General features: G+C 63.6%; 19 protein-coding genes, 5 tRNA genes and 1 pseudogene. 8 read left to right on the forward strand and 17 right to left on the reverse strand.

Translation table 11 applies throughout. The features are described from left to right. Nucleotides 1-12: 12 nt before the first annotated feature. From rpoB to ACM14_RS17780, 14 genes are all read right to left on the reverse strand, one after another. Nucleotides 13-4,125: a DNA-directed RNA polymerase subunit beta gene (gene rpoB, locus ACM14_RS17715; protein ID WP_013800272.1), complete on the reverse strand. Its 4,113-nt coding sequence runs from the start codon at nt 4,123-4,125 to the stop codon at nt 13-15. A gap of 276 nt (nt 4,126-4,401) precedes the next feature. Further along, complete coding sequence (rplL, locus tag ACM14_RS17720; protein WP_012202441.1) at nt 4,402-4,779, reverse strand: 50S ribosomal protein L7/L12; 378 nt, start codon at nt 4,777-4,779, stop codon at nt 4,402-4,404. A 37-nt stretch (nt 4,780-4,816) separates the two neighbouring features. Next, a complete protein-coding gene (gene rplJ, locus ACM14_RS17725) occupies nt 4,817-5,344 on the reverse strand; it encodes a 50S ribosomal protein L10 (protein WP_012202440.1) in 528 nt (175 codons plus the stop codon). 226 nt (nt 5,345-5,570) lie between these two features. Continuing rightward, nucleotides 5,571-6,266 carry a 50S ribosomal protein L1 gene (gene rplA / locus ACM14_RS17730; protein ID WP_013800271.1) on the reverse strand — a complete coding sequence of 232 codons (696 nt, stop codon included), beginning with the start codon at nt 6,264-6,266 and terminating at the stop codon, nt 5,571-5,573. Then, complete coding sequence (gene rplK, locus ACM14_RS17735) at nt 6,267-6,698, reverse strand: 50S ribosomal protein L11 (RefSeq protein ID WP_012202438.1); 432 nt, start codon at nt 6,696-6,698, stop codon at nt 6,267-6,269. It abuts the gene before it with no gap. Between the two features lie 140 nt (nt 6,699-6,838). Beyond that, nucleotides 6,839-7,423, reverse strand: a complete 585-nt coding sequence (nusG, locus tag ACM14_RS17740; RefSeq protein ID WP_012202437.1) for a transcription termination/antitermination protein NusG — start codon at nt 7,421-7,423, stop codon at nt 6,839-6,841. Beyond that, nucleotides 7,423-7,806, reverse strand: coding sequence for a preprotein translocase subunit SecE (gene secE, locus ACM14_RS17745; protein WP_012202436.1), 384 nt, complete (start codon nt 7,804-7,806; stop codon nt 7,423-7,425). Before secE ends, nusG begins: the two co-directional genes overlap by 1 nt. Nucleotides 7,807-7,892: 86 nt before the next feature. Then, nucleotides 7,893-7,968 (reverse strand) — tRNA-Trp (locus tag ACM14_RS17750). A gap of 9 nt (nt 7,969-7,977) precedes the next feature. After that, complete coding sequence (gene tuf, locus ACM14_RS17755; protein ID WP_013800270.1) at nt 7,978-9,168, reverse strand: elongation factor Tu; 1,191 nt, start codon at nt 9,166-9,168, stop codon at nt 7,978-7,980. Between the two features lie 78 nt (nt 9,169-9,246). After that, nucleotides 9,247-9,321 (reverse strand) — tRNA-Thr (locus ACM14_RS17760). A gap of 43 nt (nt 9,322-9,364) precedes the next feature. After that, a tRNA-Gly gene (locus ACM14_RS17765) sits at nt 9,365-9,438 on the reverse strand. 55 nt (nt 9,439-9,493) lie between these two features. Further along, a tRNA-Tyr gene (locus tag ACM14_RS17770) sits at nt 9,494-9,579 on the reverse strand. Nucleotides 9,580-9,670: 91 nt separating this feature from the next. Further along, nucleotides 9,671-9,746: transfer RNA gene (locus ACM14_RS17775), tRNA-Arg, on the reverse strand. 80 nt (nt 9,747-9,826) lie between these two features. Continuing rightward, the gene (locus ACM14_RS17780) at nt 9,827-10,459 is read right to left on the reverse strand and encodes a TetR family transcriptional regulator (RefSeq protein WP_169807227.1); all 633 of its coding nucleotides are present in this window, start codon (nt 10,457-10,459) and stop codon (nt 9,827-9,829) included. 192 nt (nt 10,460-10,651) lie between these two features. Here ACM14_RS17780 and ACM14_RS17785 point away from each other — a divergent pair, with 192 nt between their 5' ends. The 4 genes and pseudogenes from ACM14_RS17785 to ACM14_RS17800 form a co-directional block, all read left to right on the forward strand. After that, a complete protein-coding gene (locus tag ACM14_RS17785; RefSeq protein ID WP_043825886.1) occupies nt 10,652-11,944 on the forward strand; it encodes an efflux RND transporter periplasmic adaptor subunit in 1,293 nt (430 codons plus the stop codon). Nucleotides 11,945-11,959: 15 nt separating this feature from the next. Then, entirely contained in the window at nt 11,960-15,115 is a 3,156-nt protein-coding gene (locus ACM14_RS17790) for an efflux RND transporter permease subunit (protein WP_065346887.1), read from the forward strand. Then, nucleotides 15,108-16,565, forward strand: a complete 1,458-nt coding sequence (locus tag ACM14_RS17795; protein WP_065346888.1) for an efflux transporter outer membrane subunit — start codon at nt 15,108-15,110, stop codon at nt 16,563-16,565. The genes ACM14_RS17790 and ACM14_RS17795 overlap by 8 nt, the downstream gene beginning before the upstream one ends. Nucleotides 16,566-16,783: 218 nt before the next feature. After that, nucleotides 16,784-17,302, forward strand: a pseudogene (locus ACM14_RS17800) (cytochrome c5 family protein); the annotation flags it as partial. 69 nt (nt 17,303-17,371) lie between these two features. Here the strand turns inward: ACM14_RS17800 and ACM14_RS17805 are convergent. Together ACM14_RS17805 and ACM14_RS17810 are read right to left on the reverse strand one after the other, a co-directional pair. After that, on the reverse strand, nt 17,372-17,923 hold the full coding sequence (locus tag ACM14_RS17805) for a DUF2946 family protein (protein ID WP_065346889.1): 552 nt from the start codon (nt 17,921-17,923) through the stop codon (nt 17,372-17,374). 5 nt (nt 17,924-17,928) lie between these two features. Beyond that, nucleotides 17,929-18,915: a YheT family hydrolase gene (locus tag ACM14_RS17810; RefSeq protein WP_065346890.1), complete on the reverse strand. Its 987-nt coding sequence runs from the start codon at nt 18,913-18,915 to the stop codon at nt 17,929-17,931. Between the two features lie 148 nt (nt 18,916-19,063). Between ACM14_RS17810 and ACM14_RS17815 the strand changes: the two genes are divergently transcribed. The 4 genes from ACM14_RS17815 to ACM14_RS17830 all read left to right on the forward strand — a co-directional run bounded on the left by ACM14_RS17815 (nt 19,064) and on the right by ACM14_RS17830 (nt 21,457). Next, nucleotides 19,064-19,651 (forward strand): LemA family protein, encoded by a 588-nt coding sequence (locus ACM14_RS17815; protein ID WP_065346891.1) that lies wholly within the window; start codon nt 19,064-19,066, stop codon nt 19,649-19,651. A 33-nt stretch (nt 19,652-19,684) separates the two neighbouring features. Continuing rightward, nucleotides 19,685-20,545 carry a YgcG family protein gene (locus tag ACM14_RS17820; RefSeq protein ID WP_065346897.1) on the forward strand — a complete coding sequence of 287 codons (861 nt, stop codon included), beginning with the start codon at nt 19,685-19,687 and terminating at the stop codon, nt 20,543-20,545. A 1-nt stretch (nt 20,546) separates the two neighbouring features. Then, nucleotides 20,547-21,089: a TPM domain-containing protein gene (locus ACM14_RS17825; RefSeq protein ID WP_012202360.1), complete on the forward strand. Its 543-nt coding sequence runs from the start codon at nt 20,547-20,549 to the stop codon at nt 21,087-21,089. Between the two features lie 107 nt (nt 21,090-21,196). Beyond that, nucleotides 21,197-21,457 (forward strand): hypothetical protein, encoded by a 261-nt coding sequence (locus ACM14_RS17830; RefSeq protein WP_012202359.1) that lies wholly within the window; start codon nt 21,197-21,199, stop codon nt 21,455-21,457. Nucleotides 21,458-21,522: 65 nt separating this feature from the next. Here the strand turns inward: ACM14_RS17830 and ACM14_RS17835 are convergent, their stop codons facing one another. Further along, the gene (locus tag ACM14_RS17835; RefSeq protein WP_012202358.1) at nt 21,523-21,939 is read right to left on the reverse strand and encodes a F0F1 ATP synthase subunit epsilon; all 417 of its coding nucleotides are present in this window, start codon (nt 21,937-21,939) and stop codon (nt 21,523-21,525) included. Between the last annotated feature and the right edge of the window lie 160 nt (nt 21,940-22,099).

Below are 22,099 nucleotides of genomic sequence, written 5' to 3' on the forward strand. Positions count from 1 at the left end.
CCTTTTCAATATTTAAGAACGCTCAAGCTCGATGTCGAGGCCCAGGGAGCGGATTTCCTTGACCAGCACGTTGAACGACTCGGGCATGCCTGCCTCGATGGCGTGCTCGCCCTTGACGATGGATTCGTACACCTTGGTACGGCCCACCACGTCGTCGGACTTCACGGTCAGCATTTCCTGCAGCACATAGGCGGCGCCGTAAGCTTCCAGCGCCCACACTTCCATTTCCCCGAAACGCTGGCCACCGAACTGGGCCTTGCCGCCCAGCGGCTGCTGCGTCACCAGAGAGTACGGACCCGTGGAGCGGGCGTGCATCTTGTCGTCGACTAAGTGGTGCAGCTTCAGGTAGTGCATGTAGCCGATGGTGGTCGGACGCTCGAAGCGGTCGCCGGTGCGGCCGTCATACAGGTAGGCCTGCGTGCGCGACTCGGTCAGCCCCTTGCGCTGGGCCAGTTCCTCCGGATATGCCAGATGCAGCATGTCCTGGATTTCCTGCTCGGACGCACCATCGAACACCGGCGTGGCAAACGGCACGCCCGTGGTCAGCGCCTGCGCCATGGACACGATCTCCTTGTCGTCGAGCTGCGTCAGGTCTTCCTTGCGGCCGCGCGAGTTGTAGATCTCTTCCATGAAGGTACGGATCTCGGCAGCGCGGGCTTCCTGCTGCAGCATGTCGCCAATGCGCTGGCCCAGGCCCTTGCCGGCCCAGCCCAGATGCACTTCCAGCACCTGGCCGATGTTCATACGCGAAGGCACGCCCAGCGGGTTCAGCACGATGTCGGCAGTGGAGCCGTCGGCCATGTAGGGCATGTCCTCGACCGGAACGATCTTGGAGACCACACCCTTGTTGCCGTGGCGGCCGGCCATCTTGTCGCCGGGTTGCAGGCGGCGCTTGACGGCCAGGTAGACCTTGACCATCTTGAGCACGCCAGCGGGCAGCTCGTCGCCCTGGGTGAGCTTCTTGCGCTTTTCTTCAAAAGCCAGGTCGAAGCTGTGGCGCGTCTGCTCCAGCGAGTTCTTGATGGACTCGAGCTGGGTGGCGACTTCGTCCTCTGCAGGACGGATGTCGAACCAGTGGAACTTCTCCACGCCATCCAGGTAGGCCTTGTCGATCTTGGCGCCCTTGGCCAGCTTCTGCGGGCCGCCGTTGGCCACGCGGCCATTGAGCAGCTTTTCGATACGGTCGAAGGCGTCGGCCTCGACGATGCGCAGCTGGTCGTTCAGGTCCAGGCGGTAGCGCTTGAGTTCATCGTCGATGATCTGCTGGGCGCGCTTGTCACGCTGGATGCCTTCACGGGTGAAGACCTGCACGTCGATCACGGTGCCTTGCGAGCCCTGGTCCACGCGCAGCGAGGTGTCCTTCACGTCGGAAGCCTTCTCGCCGAAGATGGCGCGCAGCAGCTTCTCTTCAGGCGTCAGCGTGGTCTCGCCCTTGGGCGTGACCTTGCCGACCAGCACATCGCCGGGCTGCACTTCCGCACCCACGTAGATGATGCCGGACTCGTCCAGGCGGTTGAGCTGCTGCTCGGACAGGTTCGGGATGTCGCGCGTGATTTCCTCGGCACCGAGCTTGGTGTCGCGGGCCATCACCACGAGTTCTTCGATGTGGATCGAGGTGTAGCGGTCTTCGGCCACCACGCGCTCATTGATCAGGATCGAATCCTCGAAGTTGTAGCCGTTCCAGGGCATGAAGGCGATCAGCATGTTCTGACCGATGGCGATTTCGCCCAGGTCGGTCGATGCGCCGTCGGCCACCACGTCACCCTTGGCCAGCTTGTCGCCACGCTTGACGATGGGACGCTGGTGGATGTTGGTGTTCTGGTTGGAACGCTGGTACTTGATGAGGTTGTAGATGTCCACGCCGACTTCGCCGGCCACGGCTTCCGCATCGTTCACGCGGACCACGATGCGCGTTGCATCGACATAGTCCACGATACCGCCCCGGGTTGCCGTCACCACGGTGCCGGAGTCCACTGCCGCCACGCGCTCGATGCCCGTGCCCACCATGGGCTTTTCGGGACGCAGCACAGGCACGGCCTGACGCGACATGTTGGCGCCCATCAATGCGCGGTTCGCGTCATCGTGCTCCAGGAACGGAATCAGCGAGGCAGCCACCGACACGATCTGTGCGGGCGACACGTCCATGTACTGAACGCGCTCGGCCGACACCAGGGTCGAATCACCCTTTTCGCGCGCCGACACCAGGTCGCCGATCAGGCGGCCTTCGGCATCCAGCTCGGCATTGGCCTGGGCGATGATGTACTTGCCTTCCTCGATGGCCGACAGGTAGTCGATCTCCATCGTGACCTTGCCGTCGGCCACGCGACGGTAAGGCGTCTCGATGAAGCCGTACTCGTTCAGGCGGGCGTACAGGGCCAGCGAGTTGATCAGGCCGATGTTCGGGCCTTCAGGCGTTTCGATAGGGCAGACGCGGCCGTAGTGGGTCACGTGCACGTCGCGCACTTCGAAGCCTGCACGCTCGCGGGTCAGACCGCCCGGGCCCAGGGCCGAGACGCGACGCTTGTGCGTGATTTCGGCCAGAGGGTTGGTCTGGTCCATGAACTGCGACAGCTGCGACGCACCGAAGAATTCCTTCAGGGCGGCCGAAATCGGCTTGCTGTTGATCAGGTCATGGGGCATCAGCGGCTCTTGCTCGGCCTGGCCCAGACGCTCCTTCACAGCCTTCTCGATACGTGCCAGGCCCGTGCGGTACTGGTTTTCGGCCAGTTCGCCCACGCAACGCACGCGGCGGTTGCCCAGGTGGTCGATATCGTCGACTTCGCCCTTGCCATTGCGCAGATCCACCAGGATCTTGACCACGGCCAGGATGTCCTCGTTGGACAGCACCATGGGGCCGGTGGCGCCATCGCGGCCGACCTTGGCGTTGAACTTCATGCGGCCCACGCGCGACAGATCGTAGGTGTCGGCGTTGTAGAACAGGCGCTGGAACAGGGCCTGCACGGCGTCTTCGGTCGGCGGCTCGCCGGGGCGCATCATGCGGTAGATGGCCACGCGTGCAGCGAACTCATCGACGGTTTCGTCAGTGCGCAGGGTCTGCGAGATGTAGGCGCCCTGGTCCAGCTCATTCGTGTAGATGCACTGCAGATCCTGGATGCCGGCGCTGCGCAGCTTCTTGAGCAGGGACTCGGTCAGCTCTTCATTGGCCTTGGCGATGATCTCGCCCGTGTCCGGATCGACGATGTTCTTGGCGACCACGCGGCCGATCAGGAAATCTTCGGGGACGCTGATGAACTTGGTGCCCGACTGCTCCAGCTCGCGGGTGTGGCGAGCGGTGACGCGCTTGTCCTTGGCGACCACGACCTTGCCCGACTTGTCGGTGATGTCGAAGCGCGCGACTTCGCCGCGCAGGCGCTCGGAGACGAACTCCATCTGCGCGCCCGAATCCATGAGGCGGAAGTTGTCGTTGACGAAGAAGTTGGCCAGGATCGATTCCGGCGTCAGGCCGATGGCCTTCAGCAGAATGGACACGGGCATCTTGCGGCGACGGTCGACGCGGAAGAACAGCAGATCCTTGGGGTCGAACTCGAAGTCCAGCCACGAGCCGCGGTAAGGAATGATGCGTGCCGAGAACAGCAGCTTGCCCGAGCTGTGGGTCTTGCCCTTGTCGTGCTCGAAGAACACGCCAGGCGAGCGGTGCAGCTGCGAGACGATGACACGCTCGGTACCGTTGATGATGAACGAGCCCTTTTCGGTCATCAGGGGCACTTCGCCCATGTAGACCTCTTGCTCCTTGACTTCCTTGACCACCTTGGACTGCGAGGTCGAAGACTCACGGTCATAGATGATCAACTGGACCTTGGCGCGCACGGCGGAGGCGAACGTCAGACCACGGGTCTGGCACTCGCGCACATCGAAAGCAGGCTTGGCGAGGTTGTACTCGACGAACTTCATCTCCACAAAACCGTTGTGGGAGACGATGGGGAAGGCGGAGTTGAAGGCCGCTTGCAGGCCTTCGATGGTGCGTTTTTTGGGGGCTACATCTGACTGCAAGAATGCGGTATATGCATCTTTTTGCATCTGCAGCAGGTAAGGCACTTCGAGCACGCTGTCGCGGCTCCCGAAGCTTTTGCGGATTCGCTTGCGTTCGGTGTAAGAATAGGCCATGAGATCTCCGGGCAAAGACATGAGTCCTGGGTCTGCGACGACTGCCCCACATGGAAAGCTCCCTGCGGGCTTGGCGGTTGGCCACTACCAACCATGGCTGACGGCGATGCGTTGCACATCGCCCGAACCAAGGCATCTTCTGCTGTCGGGTTGTCAGAAGACACTAAAAAACAGACTGTGCTGACTGCTTTTTAGTGTGCTCTATGGATCAGCGCTCCACAAGCGCCAAAGGCTGGAGGCCCTTTTTCGGAGCCTCCAGCCCTTGAGGGGACTGAATTACTTCAGTTCAGCCTTGGCACCGGCTTCCACCAGCTTCTTCACAGCGGCTTCAGCGTCAGCCTTGGCAACGCCTTCCTTGACGTTCTTGGGAGCGCCGTCGACCAGGTCCTTGGCTTCCTTCAGACCCAGGCCGGTGATTTCACGCACGGCCTTGATGACGGAAACCTTGTTCGCGCCGGCTTCGGTCAGCACAACGTTGAACTCGGTCTTTTCTTCTGCAGCAGCAGCGCCGCCAGCAGCGCCGCCAGCAGCGGGAGCAGCCATAGCGGCAGCGCTCACGCCAAACTTCTCTTCAATGGCCTTCACCAGGTCATTGAGTTCCAGGACCGTCATGCCGTCGAGCGCGGTCAGAAATGCGTCTTTATCGAATGCCATTTTGATTTCCTAACAATATTGGTTAACTGCCGCGCGCTCAGGCTGCGACTGCTTCGGCTGCCGGTTCTTCGGCAGAGCCTTCGCTCTTCTTTGCCGCCAGGGCGCCCAGCACAACGGCCGTACGCGAGATAGGCGACATCAGCAAGCCACACAGTTGTGCCAGCAGAACTTCCTTCGAGGGGATGTTCGCCAGTTGCTTCACACCGTTCACGTCCAGGGCCTTGCCTGCAAACGCACCACCGCGGATCACCAGCTTGTCGTTGGTTTTCGCGAAGTCGGCCACCACCTTGGCGGCGGCCACTGCGTCTTCAGAGAAGCCATAGATCAGAGGGCCGGTCATCTGGTCGGCGACAACGTCAAACTGGCTGCCAGCCACAGCACGGCGGGCCAGCGTGTTCTTCAACACGCTCAGGCTCACACCCTTGCTGCGAGCATCAGAACGCAGTTTGGTCATGTCGGCGACCGTGATGCCGCGGTATTCCGCGATCACAAGCGTTTGAGCTTTTGCGGCGAGGCTGGTCACTTCATTGATGACCGCTTCTTTCTCACTGCGATTAAGACTCAAGGTCTACTCCTTCAAATGCGCACTCGGGGCAAGCCCCTCATGCGCGCTCTTGTTGCAGCGACCAACTGTTTTGGAAATGCATCCATCTGCAGCGGGATCGCCATCTGCGTTGGCCCCGGGGGTTTAAGTGCCGCAAGGCACACCAACGGTCTTGGATGACCCGGCGCATCGCTGCACCGGCCCACCACTGAGGCACCCCGAAAGGTGTCTCAAGATTTCTTGGCTATCAGGCCGAGATGGTTTGCGTGTCGACGCGAACGCCCACACCCATGGTCGACGAAACAGCGACCTTGCGCAGGTACAGGCCCTTGCTCGAAGCGGGCTTGGACTTGTTCAGGGCGTCGATCAGCGCAGCCAGGTTGCCTTGCAGCTTCTCGTTGTCGAACGAGCGGCGGCCGATGGTGGCGTGGATGATGCCGGCCTTGTCGACGCGGTATTGCACCTGACCAGCCTTGGCGTTCTTCACAGCCGTGGCCACATCGGGAGTCACCGTGCCAACCTTGGGGTTGGGCATCAGGCCGCGCGGGCCCAGGATCTGGCCCAGCGTACCGACGACGCGCATGGCGTCGGGGGCAGCGATGACCACGTCGAAGGGCATGTCGCCAGCCTTCACGCGGGCAGCCAGGTCGTCCATGCCGACCACGTCGGCGCCGGCAGCCTTGGCTTCTTCAGCCTTGGCGCCTTGGGCGAACACAGCCACGCGGGCAATCTTGCCGGTGCCATGGGGCAGCACGACAGCGCCGCGAACCACTTGGTCAGACTTCTTGGCGTCCACGCCCAGTTGCACGGCCACGTCGATGGATTCATCGAACTTGGCGGTGGCAGCATCCTTCACCAGCGCGACTGCGTCAGCGAAAGCGTACAGCTTGGTGGACTCCACCTTGCCCTGGAGAGCCTTTTGCTTCTTGGTCAACTTGGCCATTTACACGCCCTCCACAATCACGCCCATCGAGCGAGCCGAACCAGCCAGCGTACGCACGGCGGCGTCCACGTCAGCAGCGTTCATGTCCTTCAGCTTGGTATTGGCGATCTCTTCCAGCTGAGCGCGGGTGATCTTGCCGACCTTGTTCTTCAGGGGGTTGGAAGAACCCTTGTCCAGCTTGATGGCCTTCTTGATCAGCACAGTCGCCGGAGGCGTCTTGATGATGAAGGTGAAGCTCTTGTCCGCGAAGGCCGTGATGACCACGGGCAGGGGCAGTCCGGGCTCGACACCTTGGGTCTGGGCGTTGAACGCCTTGCAGAATTCCATGATGTTGAGGCCGCGCTGACCCAGCGCAGGACCGATCGGGGGAGAGGGATTGGCCTTACCAGCTGGCACTTGCAGCTTGATGAAGCCGACGATTTTCTTCGCCATTGAATGCTCCTTGCGGGTATAGCGCCGCCGACCCAACCAACAACAGTTGCAGCCGACAGCTCCCCGGGGGTTAAAAGACTCTTGTGAGAACGCCCTGCACCAAGCCTAAAAATGCAGAGCCAGAGATTGTAAGCGGTAACTCAGGTTTTTTCAACCTGGGCAAATTCAAGCTCGACCGGCGTGGAGCGACCGAAGATCATCACGGAGACGCGCAGACGGCTCTTCTCGTAGTTGACCTCTTCGACAGAGCCGTTGAAGTCCGTGAACGGACCTTCCTTGACACGCACCAGCTCGCCGGGCATGAACTCGACCTTGTGGCGCGGCTTCTCCGTGCCTTCCTGCATCTGGCTGACGATCTTGCGCACTTCCTCTTCGGAAATGGGCGCAGGACGGTTCTTGGCACCGCCCACGAAACCCGTCACCTTGCTGGTGTGCTTGACCAAGTGCCAGGTATCGTCGTCCATGACCATCTCGACGAACACGTAGCCAGGGAACAGACGGCGTTCGGTAGTGCGGCGCTGGCCATTCTTCATTTCCACCACTTCTTCAGTGGGGACAAGAATGCGACCGAACTTGGACTGCATGTCAGAGCGCGCGATGCGCTCGATGATGTTGCGCTCAACCGCCTTTTCCATGCCGGAGTAGGCATGGACGATGTACCAGCGCAGATCCGGATTGGCAGGCGCTGCCCCTCCGTCGTTCACACCCGTTTCGACAGCATCCATTACTTCCTCCAGCCCAAAATCAGGTCGTACAAGACCCACTCAAGCGTCTTGTCCGTGAACCACAGGAACAAGGCCATGATGACGACAAAGCCGAAGACGTACAAGGTCATCTGCATGGTTTCCTTGCGCGTCGGCCAGACGACCTTCTTGACTTCGCGCCAGGCATCCTGGGCAAAGCTCACGAAACGCTTTCCGGGCTCGGAAACAAGGAACGTGCCAGCAGCTGCAGCCAGGCCAACCAACAGCACCAGCCACTGGACGATGGGGCCTTGCTTGCTCAGCAGATAGAAACCTGCGATCGCAGCAACGACTAAAGCCGCGACTGCGGCAAGCTTGGCTTTGTCAGCTCCGGAGCTGACCGTTTCAACCTGAGTAGTGGCCATAATCCATTTCTAATGCGCATCTTTTGCGCAACGCCAAGACACCGAAGCCCGCTTTGGGGCGGGCTCGTTGCGATTCCACCATCAGGTGGCAGGGGCAGTAGGAATCGAACCTACAACCTTCGGTTTTGGAGACCGACGCTCTGCCAATTGAGCTATACCCCTACGAATCAATTAGGCAATGATCTTGGCAACCACGCCAGCGCCCACGGTACGGCCACCTTCGCGGATAGCGAAGCGCAGACCTTCTTCCATGGCGATGGGGGCGATCAGCTTGACGGTGATCGACACGTTGTCGCCAGGCATCACCATTTCCTTGTCGGCGGGCAGCTCGATGGAGCCGGTCACGTCGGTCGTACGGAAATAGAACTGGGGACGGTAGTTGTTGAAGAACGGAGTGTGGCGACCACCTTCGTCCTTGGACAGCACGTACACCTCAGCCGTGAAGTGGGTGTGGGGCTTGATGGAGCCGGGCTTGCACAGCACTTGGCCGCGTTCCACGTCTTCACGCTTGGTGCCGCGCAGCAGCAGGCCCACGTTGTCGCCAGCTTGACCTTGGTCCAGCAGCTTGCGGAACATTTCCACGCCGGTGACGATGGTCTTCTGGGTGTCGCGGATACCGACGATTTCGATTTCTTCGCCGACCTTGATGATGCCGCGCTCGATACGGCCAGTCACCACGGTGCCACGGCCAGAGATCGAGAACACGTCTTCCACGGGCATTGCAAAGGCACCGTCCACAGCGCGCTCGGGCGTGGGGATGTAGGAGTCCAGTGCTTCAGCCAGGCGCAGGATGGCAGGTTCGCCCTTGTCGGACTGGTCGCCTTCCAGGGCCAGCTTGGCCGAGCCGCGGATGATGGGGGTGTCGTCGCCGGGGAAGTCGTACTTGGCAAGCAGCTCGCGCACTTCCATTTCGACCAGTTCCAGCAGCTCTTCGTCGTCCACCATGTCGCACTTGTTCAGGAACACGATGATGTAGGGCACGCCCACCTGACGGGCCAGCAGGATGTGCTCGCGGGTCTGGGGCATGGGGCCGTCAGCGGCCGAGCACACCAGGATGGCGCCGTCCATTTGAGCAGCGCCGGTGATCATGTTCTTGACGTAGTCGGCGTGGCCGGGGCAGTCAACGTGAGCGTAGTGGCGACCGGCCGTTTCGTACTCGACGTGGGCGGTGTTGATCGTGATGCCGCGAGCCTTTTCTTCAGGTGCTGCGTCGATCTGGTCGTAAGCCTTGGCTTCGCCGCCGAACTTCTTGGACAGAACGGTAGCGATAGCAGCCGTCAGGGTCGTCTTGCCGTGGTCCACGTGACCGATGGTGCCAACGTTGACGTGCGGCTTGGTACGCTCGAATTTTGCTTTAGCCATTTTTCCGACTCCGAAAAAAATCTAAATCACTACAACAGGATTTGGCGCAACCCCATCTAGCGAGCGCACCAGAGATAATGGTGCCCATGGGCAGGATCGAACTGCCGACCTCTCCCTTACCAAGGGAGTGCTCTACCACTGAGCCACATGGGCCTTGAGGCTGCCGAAGCAATCTCAAAAAACTTTGCTCGCCAACTGGAGCGGGAGACGGGAATCGAACCCGCGTCATTAGCTTGGAAGGCTAGGGTTCTACCATTGAACTACTCCCGCACAGATTGACTGCACGTCGCCATCTTTTCAGATGACTTCTCTTCTTCACCATTACTGGTGGAGGGGACTGGATTCGAACCAGTGTAGGCGTAAGCCAACAGATTTACAGTCTGCCCCCTTTAGCCACTCGGGCACCCCTCCGAAGAGATTTGAATTCTAGCACCGTTTTTTTCGTCAGAAAATTTTCAGTGCTTTTTTTTCTCAGGCCACCTGGGCGATCCAAGAAAAATTGTGGTGCGGCTGGCGGGGATCGAACCCACGACCCTTGGCTTCGGAGGCCAATACTCTATCCACTGAGCTACAGCCGCTCAGGGCATCGCTGCCCTGCACAAGCCGAGCATTGTCGCATGACTTTGCCCCGGCACGTCCAAGCCCCCAGGACCCGGCGCTATTGCGCCTGCGGCACCGTGAAGCCCAACCCCCGCAGGCAGACATCCACCGCCTGCGCGCCCACCTGCTTGAGATCGAAGGCCCTTCCCAGCAGCCAGCTCTGCAACAGGCCATCGAACATGGCGCACAGCGCGATCGAGGCCTGGGGAGCCGGCATGGACATGGTCACCGCATGGCTTTCGGCAGCCGCGCGCAGCGCCAGCTCCAGTTGCGCGGAAAAAGAGTCCAGCGCGGCACGGTTGCGCTCCTGCACAGGCATGAGCTCGCCCACGTATTCCACCTTGAGCAGCAGGATCTCGAAGACGCGCCGCGTGCTGTCGTCATCAGCGATGCGCCCGAAGACCACAGCCATCAGGCGCCGCACATATTCCAGTGCATCGCACTCCGAATCGTCCTCGCAGTCGCCCTGGGCCGCCTGCTCCAGCGGGAGCGTGACGCGGTCCAGCATGGCGTAGAAGAGATCCAGCTTGTCCTTGAAATGCCAGTAGACCGCACCGCGCGTGGCGCCGGCTCGCTGGGCAATCTCGTTGAGCGAGGCCCGGGCGACACCCTGTTCGTAGAACACTTGCTCCGCAGCGTCCAGCAGACTGTTGCGCGTTGCAAACGCATCTTCTTTCGTTCGTCGTGCCAAGATGTATTTCCTTCCATCGTTGAGCCCGGCCATGCCACGCTACGCCATGCTTCGCGCCGCCTTGCAGCAACAGCGGTCATTATACATTCATGTATGTATGTATAATCCGCGACTTGCCCGTGGACACGGGCGTTCCGGATAGCGCTGACCGGAACGTCAACATCGTTATTTGATTCAGCACAAGGACCCATCATGCCCAGCACACGCAGCAATGTGTCAGCCGCTCCGTCCCCTTACAGCAGTCTGCGCCTCACCACCGTGGCCCTGGCCGTCACTGCCGCAATGGCCATGGCGGCCTGCGGGAAAAAGCCCGAAGAACAAGCTGCCGCGCAGCAGCAGATGCCCGCCGTGCCGGTGGGCGTGGTGGTCGCCACCCCCGCCGACGTGGGCCTTGTGACCGAACTCCCTGGTCGCGTGGATGCGCGCCGCGTGGCCCAGATCCGCGCCCGCAGCGCCGGCATCGTGCAGGAACGACTGTTCCGGGAAGGCAGCGATGTGAAGGCCGGCCAGGTGCTGTACCGCATCGATCCCGCACCCTACCAGGCCACGCTGCAAAGCGCCAAGGCCACGCAGGCCCGCGCCGAAGCCAACCAGGCGCAGGCACTGGCGCAACTGGAACGCTACCGTCCGCTGGTTGCCGCCAACGCCATCAGCAAGCAGGATTTCGTCAACGCCGAGGCAGCCTACAAGCAGGCCCAGGCCGATGTGGCGGCCGGCAAGGCGTCGGTGCGCACGGCCGAGATCAATCTGGGCTACACCAACGTCACGGCTCCCATCTCCGGCCGCATCGGCCAGTCGCTGGTGACCGAAGGTGCGCTGGTCGGCCAGGGCGAGGCGACTCCGCTGGCCGTGGTCCAGCAGATCAATCCTGTCTATGTGAACTTCACCCAGTCGTCCAGCGAGGCCTTCCGGCTGCGCCGCGCGATGGAGCAGGGCAAGCTCAAGAAGGCCGATGGCGCCGAGGCTGCCAGCGTCGAGGTGCGCCTGGACGACGGCACGGCCTATGAGCTCAAGGGCAAGCTGCTGTTCACCGACCTGACCGTGGACAGCTCCACCGGCCAGGTCACGCTGCGCGCCGAGGTGCCCAATCCCAAGGGATTGCTGCTGCCCGGCATGTATGTGCGCGTGCGCATGGAGCAGGCCCAGGCGTCCAACGCCATTGCCGTGCCCCAGCAGGCGGTGACGCGCACCGAAACCGGCGACACCGTGAGCGTGGTCAGCGACGACGGCAAGATCACCAAGCGGCAGGTGAAGGTGACCACGGCCCAGAACAACCAGTGGCTGGTCAGCGAAGGCCTGCAGGCGGGTGAGAAGGTCATGGTCGACGGCTTCCAGAAGCTGCAGATGCTGCCGCCCGGCACGCCGGTCAAGCCCGTGCCCTGGCAGCCCGAGGCCGCAGGTGCCCAGAAGCCGGCCGGCGCGGCAGCGCCAGCCCCGCAAGCCGCAGCCGATGCCAAGCCTGCGGACCAGGCAGACAAGAAGTAATCAAGGGGCTCAGCAATGGCCAAGTTCTTTATTGACAGACCGATCTTTGCATGGGTCGTCGCGCTATTCATCATCGTCCTCGGTGGTATCGCGCTGACCAAGCTTCCGATCGCTCAATACCCCAAGGTGGCTCCTCCGGCCATCGTCATCAACACCGCCTATCCAGGCGCGTCCGCGAAGGTGCTCGAAGACAGCGTGCTGTCCGTGATCGAGCGCGAGATGAACGGCTCGCCCGGTCTGGTCTACATGGAGTCGGTGGCCCAGGCCGATGGCACGGGCAGCATCACCATCAGCTTCGAGGCCGGCACCAACGTGGACCTGGCGCAGGTGGACGTGCAAAACCGCCTGTCGCGCGCCACGCCACGCCTGCCTGCGTCCGTGACGCAGCAGGGCGTGCGCGTGGACAAGGCGTCGTCCAACTTCCTGCTGTTCATCATGCTGTCGTCCGAGGACGCCAAGGCCTATGACACGGTGGCCCTGGGTGACTACGCCTCGCGCAACATCGTTCCCGAAATCCAGCGTGTGGCTGGCGTGGGCCAGGCACAGCTGTTCGGTACCGAAAAGGCGATGCGCATCTGGTTCGATCCCGCCAAGCTGCAGGGCTACAAGCTCTCGGCCGAGGACGTGACGGCCGCCATCCGCAGCCAGAACGCCCAGGTGGCCAGCGGCGCCATCGGTGACCTGCCCAACATCACGGGCCAGAAGATCGCCGCCACGGTGACGGTGATGGGCCAGCTGTCTTCGATCGGCCAGTTCGAGAACATCGTGCTGCGCGCCAATCCCGATGGCTCCACCGTGCGCCTCAAGGACGTGGCCACCATCGAGATCGGCGGCCAGGCCTACGCGACCTCCGCCCGCCTGAACGGCAAGGATGCCGTGGGTATCGGCGTCCAGCTGACGCCCAGCGGCAATGCGCTGGCGACTGCCAAGGCGGTGCATGCGCGCATGGAAGAGCTGCAGAAGTTCTTCCCCAAGGGCGTGAAGTACTCCATTCCCTACGACAGCTCCAAGTTCGTGAGCATCTCCATCGAGAAGGTGGCCCACACGCTGCTGGAAGCCATCGTGCTGGTGTTCCTGGTGATGTACCTGTTCCTGCAGAACTGGCGCTACACACTGATCCCGACCATCGTGGTGCCCATTGCACTGCTGGGCACCTTCGCGGTCATGCAGGCCGTGGGCTTCTCGATCAACGTGCTGGCCATGTTCGGCATGGTGCTGGTCATCGGCATCGTGGTGGATGACGCCATCGTGGTGGTGGAGAACGTCGAGCGCATCATGAGCGAGGAAGGCCTGCCGCCGCGCGAAGCCGCGATCAAGGCCATGGGCCAGATCTCGGGCGCCATCGTGGGCATTACGCTGGTGCTGATCGCGGTGTTCATACCGCTGGCCTTCTTCGCGGGGTCCACCGGCAATATCTACCGGCAGTTCTCCATCGTGATGGTCGCCTCCATCAGCTTCTCGGCCTTCATGGCGCTGACGCTGACACCGGCCCTGTGCGCAACGCTGCTCAAGCCCGTGGAAGCCGGTCACCACCACGAGAAGAAGGGCTTCTTCGGCTGGTTCAACCGCACGTTCGCACGCTCGGCCAAGTCCTATGAAGGCTGGGTGGCCCGACTGCTCAAGCGCTCGGTGCTGATGATCGGCGTGTACCTGGCCGTGATCGCGGGCGCCGTGGTGGTGTTCCGTGGCCTGCCGACCTCGTTCCTGCCGACCGAGGACCAGGGCTACTTCATCGTCAACGTGCAACTGCCCCCTGGCGCCGCCAAGGAGCGCACGCTGGAGGTGATGAAGCAGGTGGAAGAAGCCGTGCTGCCGCAGCCCGAAGTGGCCAACATGGTCAGCGTGCTGGGCTTCAGCTTCTCCGGCCAGGGCCAGAATGCCGCCCTCGCCTTCGTGCCGCTCAAGGACTGGTCCGAGCGCAAGGGAGCGAACTCCACGGTGGACGCCATGACGGGCCGCATCATGGGCATGACGTCGGGCATCCGCGATGCCTTCGTGTTCGCCGTGAACCCGCCGCCCATTCCCGAACTGGGCAACGCCGTGGGCTTCTCGTTCCGCCTGCAGGACCGTGCCGGCCACGGACACGATGCGCTGATCAATGCCCGCAACATGATGCTGGGCATGGCCGGGCAGAGCAAGGTGCTGGCCGGCGTGCGTCCCGATGGTCTGGAGGACGCGCCCCAGCTGCGCATCGAGATCGACCGCGACAAGGCCAACGCCCTGGGCGTGGACTTCACCTCGATCAATGCCGCACTGTCCACGGCGCTGGGCTCGTCCTACGTCAATGACTTCCCCAACCAGGGTCGTCTGCAGCGCGTGATCGTGCAGGCCGATGCTCCGGCCCGCATGCAGCCCGACGACCTGCTGCGCCTGAACGCGCGCAACGCCAAGGGCGATCCGGTGCCGCTGTCCACCTTCGCGACCACCAAGTGGGTCAAGGGCGCCCAGCAGACGGTGCGCTACAACGGCTACCCAGCCGTGCGTATCGAAGGCTCGGCTGCTCCGGGCTTCAGCTCGGGCGATGCCATGGACGAGATGGAAAAGCTGGCTGCCAAGCTGCCCGAAGGCTTCGGCTTCGAGTGGACCGGCCAGTCGCGTGAGGAAAAGCTGGCGGGCTCGCAAGCCATCTTCCTGTACGCCTTCGCCATCCTGGCCGTGTTCCTGTGCCTGGCTGCTCTGTATGAGAGCTGGTCGATTCCGCTGTCGGTGATTCTGGTCGTGCCGCTGGGTCTGCTGGGCGTGGTGCTTGCCACCTTGCTGCGCAACTACTCCAACGACGTGTACTTCCAGATCGGACTGGTGACGGTGATCGGCCTGTCGGCGAAGAACGCGATCTTGATCGTGGAGTTCGCCAAGGACCTGCAGGCCGAAGGCAAGGGACTGATCGAGGCTGCGCTGGAAGCCGCCCACCTGCGGTTCCGCCCCATCATCATGACCTCGCTGGCCTTCGGCCTGGGCGTGGTGCCTCTGGTGATCGCCACGGGCGCGAGCTCGGCCAGCCAGCGTGCCATCGGCACCGGCGTGCTCGGCGGCATGATCACCGGCACTGTGCTGGCCGTGCTGTTCGTGCCCACCTTCTTCGTCGTGGTGCGCAAGCTGTTCAAGGGCAAGATCAAAACGCACAACCCGCCGTCCACACCGGCCGGCAAGGAGGCCTTGAGCCATGATTAATCGCAGTACCCCGGTGGCCATCGCCACCGCCGTGCTCCTGGCGGGATGCTCGCTCATCCCCACCTACGAGCGCCCTGCCGCTCCGGTCGCGGCGCAGTACACCCGCGCGAACGCCACCGCTGCGGCGGAAGGCGGCACGGCTGCAGCGCAGCTGCCCTGGCAGGATTTCTTCCAGGACGCACGCCTGCAGCAGCTGGTTCGCACCGCGCTGGACAACAACCGTGACCTGCGCGTGGCCGCGCTCAACATCGAGCGCGCCCAGGCCCAGTACCGGATCACGCGCGCCGACCAGTTCCCGACGGTCGGTGCAGGCGTCAACGCCAGCCGCGCCCCGAACACCACGGGCTCGGGCACCAAGTACGTCAACAGCTACCAGGTTGGCCTGGCCGTCACTTCCTGGGAACTGGACTTCTTCGGCCGCATCGGCAGCCTGAAGGAAGCCGCCCTGGCCCAGTACCTGGCGACCGAGGAAGCTCGTCGCGCCGCGCAGACCAGCCTGGTGGCCGCCGTGGCCAGCGGCTGGTATACGCTGCTGGCCGACGAGCAACTGCTGAAGATCTCGCGCGACACGCTGCAGACCCGTGAAGAGTCGATCAAGCTGACCAAGCTGCGTTTCGACACGGGCGTGGCGTCCGAGCTGGACTACCGCCAGGCCGTCTCGCTGACCGAGGCTGCGCGCGCCACGCTGGCGCAGCAGCAGCGCCAGCGCGCCCTGGACGAGAACGCCCTGGTGCTCTTGCTGGGCCAGTCCCTGCCAGCGGACGTGCTCGCCAGCCTGGGCTCCAGCCAGGGCCTGCGCGACACGGCCGACCTGCCCGCCGTGCCGGCCGGCCTGCCTTCGGACCTGCTCACGCAGCGGCCCGACATTCGCCAGGCCGAGCAGCAGCTGATCAGCACCAACGCCAACATCGGTGCCGCGCGTGCCGCCTTCTTCCCGCGCATCACGCTGACGGGGCAGTTCGGCACGGCCAGCAACGAGCTGTCGGGCCTGTTCAAGAGCGGCAGCTGGGGCTTCACCCTCGCGCCATCCGCCCTCCTGCCCATCTTCGATGCGGGCCGCAATTCGGCCAATCTGGCTGCGGCCAAGGTCGAGCGCGAAGTGGCCATCGCCCAGTACGAGAAGTCCATCCAGAGCGCCTTCCGCGAGGTCTCCGACGCACTGGACAGCCAGGGCACGCTGCGTGACCAGATCATGGCCCAGCGCGCCCAGCTCGAAGCCGAGCAGGCACGCCTGAAGCTGTCCGACCTGCGCTACAGCAACGGCGTGGCCAGCTACCTGGACCTGCTGGATGCACAGCGCACCCTGTTCGCGCTGGAGCAGTCCACCGTGAGCGTGCGTCTGGCGCAGCTGCTCAACCAGATCGAGCTGTACAAGGCGCTTGGCGGAGGCTGGACCGACAGGACGGCGACAGCAGCGGCAGCCACGCCGGCTCCCGCGCCCGTGCAGTAAGACCCAAGGCAGGCATCTGCCGCGCCAAACGCACAGAGGTGTTCTCCGCAAGGTGAACACCTCTTTTTCATGGCGCGCGGAAAGCATTTGCCATTTGCTTGATCCATCTCATGGCATATGTGCGCCCCAGGTCAACCCGGGTCTGCGCGCAGTGTCTGCAAGAGGCCCGTCGATATAATTTGTTGTTGACTCACGCCCCCACAACACAAGAGGACTTCATGAGCGCAACCCACACCGAAGAAGCCCATACGGGCCCGATCAAGAACCCCAAGCAGCTGCTGATGGCGGTGTTTTTCTCGTTCGTGGTTCCGGTGTTCGTGATCATCGGCCTCGTGCAATACGTGAGCTCGGCCGACAAGGCCGGCGCCGGCGCTTCCCAGACCGAAATGGCCAAGGCCCAGCGGCTGCAGAAAATCGGCCTCGTGGAAATCCGGGATGCCAATCGCCCGCTGCGCTCGGGTGAAGAAGTCTTCAAGGGCCAATGCGCGGCCTGCCATGCCACAGGTGCCGCAGGTGCTCCCAAGTTCGCGGATGCCGCGGCCTGGGGCCCGCGCCTGGCACAAGGTCTGGAAGGTCTGGTGCACTCGGCCCTCAAGGGCAAGGGAGCGATGGCGCCTCAAGGCGGCGGCGATTTCAACGACACCGAAATTGCCCGTGGCGTGGTCTACATGGCCAATGCCGCAGGTGGCAAGTTTGAAGAGCCCAAGGCCCCGGCCGCAGAAGGCGCTGCAGCAGAAGGTGCAGCGGCACCCGCCAACTGAGCAAGGCCCAGGATGTCTGGTACCAACCGGCTTCGGCCGGTTTTTTCATGCCCGGGCCGGACTGCGCACAAAACCGTAGCGTCGCGGCAACGTCTGTGCCGGCACCTCTTCACAGGCAGGCAGCATGCCGGCGTCCAGCGCGGCAGCGGCATCGACCATGTCCTGCGTATGGACCAGGCCCAGGCCGGAGGGCATGGCCAGATACAGGCGCCCTGTCTCATCCATCAAAACCTCCTTGATGTCTGCGGCCTGCAGCTCGGCCCCTGTGTGGCTGTGCATCTGCAGGCGCTCGCCATCCCAGCGCAGCCGCCATATCCAGGGTGTGCTTTCCAATTCCACATACACGCGCTGGGGACCATTCTGGAAAAACCACCGACCATCAGGCTCGGCAAGATAGTTGCGGGCGATGAAGTCCGCCAGCTTTTCGTTGCGCACCTCCGCGCCCTTGGCTCCCGGGATGCCGCTGTCGAAAGCGCCGCAGGCCTGGGCCTCCTCATCGCGCAGATACCAGCGCCCGCGCTCGTCCAGCCCCAGCCAGCCGCTGCAGGCGGGCACATGGGGCCATTTGGCCATGGCCTGCTTCACGATATCGTCCATTGCATTCATCCTTGTTCGCTGTCTGCCAGCCACTGCGTGACGGCCTGCGGCATGCCCAGTACATGCCCTGGCCAATGTCCCTGTGCAAAACCCACATGACCGCCATGCGGCGGTTGCCACAGCGTAACCCGTGGGCCGACCTCGCCTGGCCCTGGCAGGCTGCATGCAGGGACAAAGGGATCGTCCAGCGCATTGAGCAGCAGCGCGGGCACGGCAATGCTGCCCAGCACAGGCTTGGCTGCCGCCCGGCGCCAGTAGTCGTGCGCATCGAGAAAGCCATGCACCGGTGCCGTGAACGCGTCATCGAACTCCTTCAGATCGCGCGCGTGCACCGCGGCATCGCGGTCGAAGAGGCCGGGAAATTGCGCCCATTTGACCCGCGCCTTGGGCACCAGCGTGCGCAGGAACATGCGTGTGTAGATCCAGCGGTTCAGACCCTGCCCCAGCGCCATGCCGCCAGCCGCCAGGTCCAGCGGCGCACTCACCGCCGCCAGGGCCTGGACCACCTCGGCGGCCTTGTCTGCCTGCATACCGGCCCAGCGCGCAAGCGCATTGCCGCCCAGGGAAACACCCACCACATGGAGCGGGCGGGAGGACCGTGCGCGCAGGCGGCGCAGTATCCAGTCCACCTCCTGCACATCGCCCGAGTGATAGGCGCGCGGGCCCCGGTTGACCTCGCCGCTGCAGCCGCGAAAGTGCGGCACGGCCATGTGCCAGCCACGCTGCGCGGCCACCCAGGCCATGGCCTGGGCATAGTGGCTGTTCGCCGAGCCTTCAAGGCCATGGAAAAGCACCAGCCATGGCGCATCGGCAGGCAGGGTGGAAGCACCGCCGAAGGCGACATCGATGAAGTCCCCATCGGGGGTATCCCAGCGCTCCCAGCGCCAGGCGGGCGCCGCCTGGCCCACCGGCCAGCGGCGCGCGAACAGTGCCGGCCAGATGGTCTGGGCGTGGCCCCCGGGCAACCAGCGCGCCGCCGTGAATTCGTGCATAAAAGCCCTGTTAGCAGTCCTTGCCACACCGCTGCGCAATGGCCTTTGCCCTACAGGGCAGCAGGCCGGGCGCGCAGCACAATCGCCAGCATTGCGCATGCATCGTGCGCGATACTGTTTTCCATTGTCGCTTTCAGGTTGCCATCTTATGAAACGTCTACTCGCCACGCTTGCCACCGTCCTGGCATTGACCGGCTGCGGCTACAACGACTTCCAGCGTCTTGACGAACAGACCAAGTCGGCCTGGAGCGAGGTGCTCAACCAGTACCAGCGCCGTGCCGACCTGGTGCCCAACATCGTGGCCTCGGCCAAGGGCGAGGCCAATTTCGAGCAGGAAACACTGACCAAGGTGGTGGAGGCACGCGCGAAGGCCACCTCCATCCAGGCCACGCCCGAGCTGGTCAACAACCCCGAGGCCTTCAACAAGTTCCAACAGGCGCAGGGCGAGCTGTCCAGTGCCCTGTCGCGGCTGATGGTGGTGGCCGAGCGCTATCCCCAGCTGCAGGCCAACCAGGGCTTCCGCGACCTGCGCGTGACGCTGGAGGGCACGGAGAACCGCATCACCGTGGCGCGCAACCAGTACATCCAGGCCGTGCAGTCCTACAACGTGCTGGCGCGCAGCTTTCCGACCAATCTGACGGCCAAGGTTTTCAGCTACGAACCCAAGCCCAGCTTCAGCGTGCAGAACGAGGCCGAAATCTCCCGTCCGCCCACGGTGGACTTCGGCAACAAGTAAGCCGTGACCATGTCCCTGGTGCCACTGTGGCGCATGCTTTGCGCCCTTGCCCTGACTATGCTGCTGCTGCCCGGGAGCACGCTGGCGCAGGCGCCGCAGCCCGTGCCGGCCCTCTCGGCGCGGCTCATCGACCAGACGGGCACGCTGTCGGCCGATGAGGCACGCGCCATTGAAGACAGGCTGCGTGGCATCGAACAGAAGTCGGGCTCGCAGGTCGTCGTGCTGATGGTGGCCACTACCGCGCCCGAGGACATTGCCGCCTATGCCTGGCGCGTGGCCAGTGACTGGAAGATCGGCCGCCGCGACGTGGGCGACGGCTTGTTGGTGGTGATTGCCAAGAACGACAGGCGCATGCGCATGGAAGTGGCCCGCGCGCTGGAAGGCGCGATCCCCGACCTGGCGGCCGCGCGCATCATCGACCAGCAGATGGCACCGCGCTTTCGCCAGGGGGACTATGTGGGCGGCATCACCGCTGCGCTGGACCAGGTGGCAGCGCGCGTTGCGGGCGAGCAACTGCCGGCGCCCTCCTCCAGCCCCCAGTCTTCCAAAAGCCCGGACAGGGGCTTCGACATGGAAGACCTGATGCTGTTCTTCTTCTTCGGCGTGGCCGTGGTCGGTCCCATCCTGCGCTCGGTACTGGGCCGGCCGCTGGCCTCCGTGCTGGCGGGGGCAGGCGCCGGCATTGCCGCCTATGTGGTGACGGCCAGTCTGCTCGTCGCCGCAGGAGCGGGAGTCGTCGCGCTGCTGTTCACTCTGCTGGGAAGCGGCCGCTCCGGCAGGGGCGGCGGCGGTGGATGGGGCGGTGGCGGCGGCGGCGGCCGCAGCGGTGGCGGGGGCTTCAGCTCTGGCAGAGGCGGCAGTTTCGGGGGCGGCGGCGCCTCGGGGAGTTGGTGAAATGGCGGCTGCAATCACAGGCTTTGTTCAGCGTCTGCTCCGGCTGCTGCGCCACCATTGGGCCGAAGGGCAGTTGCGCCGTGCACTCCCGCCTGAAAGCCTGGCGGAGCTGGAGCGCCTGATCACCATGAGCGAGCAGCGCCATACAGGCCAGATTCGCATCTGCGTCGAACCCGGACTGCCGCCCAGCTATCTGTGGCGCGATGCCACGCCGCGCGAGCGCGCCATCACGCTGTTCGGCAAGCTGCGCGTCTGGGATACCGAACACAACAACGGTGCCCTGATCTATCTGCTGCTGGCCGACCACGCCATCGAAATCGTCGCCGACCGCGCCCTGGCGCGCACCCTGCCGGCGGAACAATGGCAAACGCTGATCAGCGACATGGGTGCCGCCTTTCAGGGCGGCCATTACGCCATGGGCATGACAGCAGCCCTGGAGCGCGTGAGCCTGCTGCTTGAAACCAACTTTCCGCGTGACCCGCTCCAGCCTGTGCACGATGGCAGCGACAATCTTCCCGATGCTGTCGTGATACAGCACCACTGAAAGGCAGGCAGGCTGCGCAGGCCGGGCCGAGCCCCCCCTTCATCAAGCTATCGCGGGCACGGAGGCTGTGATAGCGTCACGCCATTTCATCAAGGAGCATCCACACCATGAAGAACACCCTGGCCCGCCTGGGCCTGCTGGCCGCCGTGCTGACCCTGAGCGCCTGCGCAAGCCCCATACTCGACGACTCGCAGGAATATGACTATGTGCTCAGCTGCAAGCTGCGCGAAGACGACCCCAAGCGCTGCGAGCAACAGATCCGCGCCCTGTGCCCCGTGCCCGCCAAGGCCGTGACGCACAAGTCGCGCACGGTGGACCCCAAGGACAATGCCGTGACCTACGTGTACCAGGCCCGCTGCGGCGACTGAGACGCCTGCGCACCATGAAAAAAGCCGCCCGAGGGCGGCCTTCTTGCGACTGGTCCCGGGAGGGCTCAGCGCTTTTGGCGGAACTTGCGCAGGGCCGCGATCTGAGCGGCCATGACGGCCAGCTCGGACTGGGCACGCGCCAGATCGACTTCGCTCTTGGCGTTCTTCAGTGCTTCCTCGGCTTCGAGCTTGGCCTTCTCGGCCTTCTCGGCGTCCAGGTCGGCACCGCGGATGGCGGTGTCGGACAGCACGGTCACACAGTTGGGCTGCACTTCCAGGATGCCGCCGGCCACGAAGACGAATTCTTCGCTGCCGTCCGCCATCTCGATACGCACCGAGCCGGGCTTGATGCGCGTGATCAGCGGAGTGTGGCGGGGAAAAATGCCCAGTTCGCCGGATTCACCGGGCAGGGCGACAAAGCGCGCTTCACCGGAGAAGATGGACTCTTCGGCACTGACCACATCAACGTGGATGGTGTTCATCTTTGCTCCTCAGAAAAGGTGGGACTGGAACTTGGAACCGGCAGGGCCCAGATCGGGGACACCGAGCAAGGGCCACCCCGCAGCGAGGGTGTCGTCCCCCTCCCCCGCGAAGCGGGTAGAGAGGGGGAAGCGACGCAGTCGCTCAGGGGGTGCCGCAGGC

This window comes from Delftia sp. JD2 (assembly GCF_001682645.1).
Taxonomy (GTDB): Bacteria; Pseudomonadota; Gammaproteobacteria; order Burkholderiales; family Burkholderiaceae_C; genus Comamonas; species Comamonas acidovorans.

Bases quoted from the DNA above. Each gene is read 5' to 3' on its own strand.
- rpoB (WP_013800272.1), bottom strand. From the start codon at position 4,125: ATGGCCTATTCTTACACCGAACGCAAGCGAATCCGCAAAAGCTTCGGG.
- ACM14_RS17820 (WP_065346897.1), top strand. From the start codon at position 19,685: ATGCTTTGCGCCCTTGCCCTGACTATGCTGCTGCTGCCCGGGAGCACG.
- rplL (WP_012202441.1), bottom strand. From the start codon at position 4,779: ATGGCATTCGATAAAGACGCATTTCTGACCGCGCTCGACGGCATGACG.
- ACM14_RS17805 (WP_065346889.1), bottom strand. From the start codon at position 17,923: ATGGACGATATCGTGAAGCAGGCCATGGCCAAATGGCCCCATGTGCCC.
- ACM14_RS17785 (WP_043825886.1), top strand. From the start codon at position 10,652: ATGCCCAGCACACGCAGCAATGTGTCAGCCGCTCCGTCCCCTTACAGC.
- ACM14_RS17815 (WP_065346891.1), top strand. From the start codon at position 19,064: ATGAAACGTCTACTCGCCACGCTTGCCACCGTCCTGGCATTGACCGGC.
- ACM14_RS17790 (WP_065346887.1), top strand. From the start codon at position 11,960: ATGGCCAAGTTCTTTATTGACAGACCGATCTTTGCATGGGTCGTCGCG.
- nusG (WP_012202437.1), bottom strand. From the start codon at position 7,423: ATGGATGCTGTCGAAACGGGTGTGAACGACGGAGGGGCAGCGCCTGCC.
- rplA (WP_013800271.1), bottom strand. From the start codon at position 6,266: ATGGCCAAGTTGACCAAGAAGCAAAAGGCTCTCCAGGGCAAGGTGGAG.
- tuf (WP_013800270.1), bottom strand. From the start codon at position 9,168: ATGGCTAAAGCAAAATTCGAGCGTACCAAGCCGCACGTCAACGTTGGC.
- ACM14_RS17830 (WP_012202359.1), top strand. From the start codon at position 21,197: ATGAAGAACACCCTGGCCCGCCTGGGCCTGCTGGCCGCCGTGCTGACC.
- ACM14_RS17795 (WP_065346888.1), top strand. From the start codon at position 15,108: ATGATTAATCGCAGTACCCCGGTGGCCATCGCCACCGCCGTGCTCCTG.
- secE (WP_012202436.1), bottom strand. From the start codon at position 7,806: ATGGCCACTACTCAGGTTGAAACGGTCAGCTCCGGAGCTGACAAAGCC.
- ACM14_RS17825 (WP_012202360.1), top strand. From the start codon at position 20,547: ATGGCGGCTGCAATCACAGGCTTTGTTCAGCGTCTGCTCCGGCTGCTG.
- ACM14_RS17835 (WP_012202358.1), bottom strand. From the start codon at position 21,939: ATGAACACCATCCACGTTGATGTGGTCAGTGCCGAAGAGTCCATCTTC.
- rplK (WP_012202438.1), bottom strand. From the start codon at position 6,698: ATGGCGAAGAAAATCGTCGGCTTCATCAAGCTGCAAGTGCCAGCTGGT.
- ACM14_RS17810 (WP_065346890.1), bottom strand. From the start codon at position 18,915: ATGCACGAATTCACGGCGGCGCGCTGGTTGCCCGGGGGCCACGCCCAG.